The organism is Sedimentitalea xiamensis (genome assembly GCF_030164465.1).
GTDB classification, from domain to species: Bacteria; Pseudomonadota; Alphaproteobacteria; order Rhodobacterales; family Rhodobacteraceae; genus Sedimentitalea; species Sedimentitalea xiamensis.
In genome coordinates this window covers 1-2,470 of sequence record NZ_JASNJE010000077.1, presented here as the reverse complement: position 1 = coordinate 2,470, position 2,470 = coordinate 1, and the positions used below count along the sequence as shown (strand labels likewise).

Here is a 2,470-nt window from a genome sequence, read left to right as displayed (position 1 = left end):
TGTGAACCGGCATGCAAATTTGACCCCTGTATTGGGGTAATCGGCGTCCAAAAGTGACCCCCCTGATATTTCGTTTCAGAAGCTTCCTCAAAGGATTGAGGGAGCAATTTGGGGATGTTGGTTGTGGAGACGATTGCGAAGATCAGGCTGGCGTATTTTGTCCGGAAGAAGCCGATCAAGCAGATCTGCCGGGAGTTGAGGGTGTCGCGGAACACGGTTCGCAAGGTGATCCGCTCCGGCGCGACCGAGTTCAGCTATGATCGAACCAACCAACCCCGCCCCAAGATCGACCCGTGGCGGTCCGATCTGGATGAGATGCTGGCCGAGAATGACAGGCAACCCAAGCGCCAGCGGCTGACACTGGTTCGTATCTACGAGGAGCTTCGCAACCGGGGTTACGACGGCAGCTATGATGCTGTGCGGCGCTATGCGGCGGACTGGTCGAAGGCGACCCGGGAAGCTTCCGCCGCGGCCTATGTGCCGCTCAGTTTTGATCCTGGCGAAGCCTATCAGTTCGACTGGAGCCATGAGGTTGTTCTGATCGATGGCGTGACCACGACAGTGAAGGTCGCCCATGTTCGGCTCTGCCACAGCCGGATGCCGTTTGTCCGGGCCTATCCCAGAGAGACGCAGGAAATGGTGTTCGATGCCCATGACAAGGCCTTCGCCTTCTTCGGCGGGGCGTGCTCGCGCGGAATCTACGACAACATGAAGACGGCGGTGGATGCGATCTTTGTCGGCAAGGATCGGGCCTATAATCGGCGGTTCCAGCAGATGTGCGGGCATTATCTGGTCGACCCGGTCGCTTGCACGCCGGCCTCGGGCTGGGAGAAGGGTCAGGTCGAGAACCAGGTCGGTGTCATCCGGCGGCGCTTCTTCGTGCCGCGTCCCAAGTTCAAATCCTATGCCGAGCTGAATGCATGGCTGGAAGACCGGTGCCGAGATTATGCGAAGGCGAACAAGCACCCGGAGCTGCGGGACAGAACGATCTGGGAGGTGTTCGAAGAAGAATGCCCGAGCCTTGTGCCTTACGTCGGCCCTTTCGATGGATTCCATGCGGTCCCGGCCTCTGTGTCCAAGACCTGCCTCGTGCGCTTCGACAAGAACAGATACTCAGTCGATGCCCGCGCCGTGGGGCGGCCGGTCGAGATCAGAGCTTACGCCGATCGGCTGGAATGCTGGCAGGATGGTCAAATCGTTGGCCAGCATGAGCGGGCCTTCGGGCGGGACAAAACGATCTTCGATCCCCTGCATTACATACCTGTTCTGGCGCGCAAACCCGGTGCCTTGCGCAATGGGGCGCCCTTCAAGGAATGGGCGTTGCCGGTGCCGGTCCGCCGTGTGTGGCGCAAGCTGGAACGTCAGCCGGGTGGCGACCGGCAGATGGTCGACATCTTGAGCGCCGTGCTGACGGATGGGATCGAAGCCGTAGAAGCCGCCTGCGCCGAGGCTCTGTCGCACAACGTCCATTCGGCGGGTGTGGTCCTGAACATCCTGGCCCGGCACCGCGAGCCGCCACCACCCCTGACAATCACCACACCGGATGCACTGAAGCTGGCCTGCGAGCCCATTGCCGACTGCAACCGATATGACAGCTTGAGGAGACAAACAGATGGAACGCTCAGACGTGATCGACGCGATGGGAAAGCTGCGGCTCTACGGCATGCGCGCCGCTTATGACGAGGTGCTGACCACTGCAGTCAAGCGCCAGCATGAACCTCAGCAGATCATCGGGGATTTGCTGACCGCCGAGATCAGGGAGAAGCAGGCGCGGTCGGTCAAATACCAGATGACCATCGCCAAGTTGCCCCTGGCAAAGGAGCTGGAAGAGTTCGACTTCGAAGCCGCCGAGGCTAACGAAACGCTGATCCGCGACCTGGCGACCGGCGAATTCCTCGACCATCAGCGCAACCTCGTGCTGATCGGCGGCACCGGCACGGGCAAAACCCATCTTGCGGTCAGCATCGCCCGGGCCTGTATCCGGGCTGGACGACGGGGTAGGTTCTTCAACGTCGTCGACTTGGTGAACAAGCTCGATGCCGAAGCCAGAGCCGAGCGGCAAGGACGCACCGCAGACCTTATCTCCCGGCTCGACTTCCTGATCCTTGACGAACTGGGCTACCTGCCCTTTGCCCAAACCGGTGGTCAGCTTCTGTTCCATCTGATCAGCAAGCTTTACGAGCGCACCTCGATCATCGTCACCACAAACCTGGCCTTCGGGGAATGGCCCAGCGTCTTCGGCGATGCCAAGATGACCACCGCACTGCTCGACAGGCTCACGCACCATTGCGAGATCGTCGAAACCGGAAACGAAAGCTGGCGCTTCAAGAACCGCGCATAGCGTAATTCCGAAACCCCGCAGGCCCGCCGCCGCTGCGCTATGTGAGGGCTACGCAGCGCCGGGCCTGCTCAGCAAAAGGGGGTCAATATTGGACGCCGATAAGGGGTCAAAGTTCAATGCCGATTGACA

At 60.4% G+C, this 2,470-nt stretch carries 3 protein-coding genes; 2 read left to right on the top strand and 1 reads right to left on the bottom strand.

The features are described 5' to 3' along the window. Positions 1-224 (bottom strand): hypothetical protein (locus tag QO034_RS23155; protein ID WP_284487859.1); only part of this gene is annotated, 224 nt, incomplete at its 3' end. On the opposite strand from QO034_RS23155, the gene istA reads away from it, so the two are divergent. After that, positions 115-1,680 (top strand): IS21 family transposase, encoded by a 1,566-nt coding sequence (gene istA, locus QO034_RS23150; RefSeq protein WP_284487858.1) that lies wholly within the window; start codon positions 115-117, stop codon positions 1,678-1,680. The two genes, QO034_RS23155 and istA, sit on opposite strands and share 110 nt — an antisense overlap. Next, a complete protein-coding gene (gene istB, locus QO034_RS23145; protein WP_284487857.1) occupies positions 1,613-2,341 on the top strand; it encodes an IS21-like element helper ATPase IstB in 729 nt (242 codons plus the stop codon). Before istA ends, istB begins: the two co-directional genes overlap by 68 nt. Positions 2,342-2,470 lie beyond the last annotated feature (129 nt).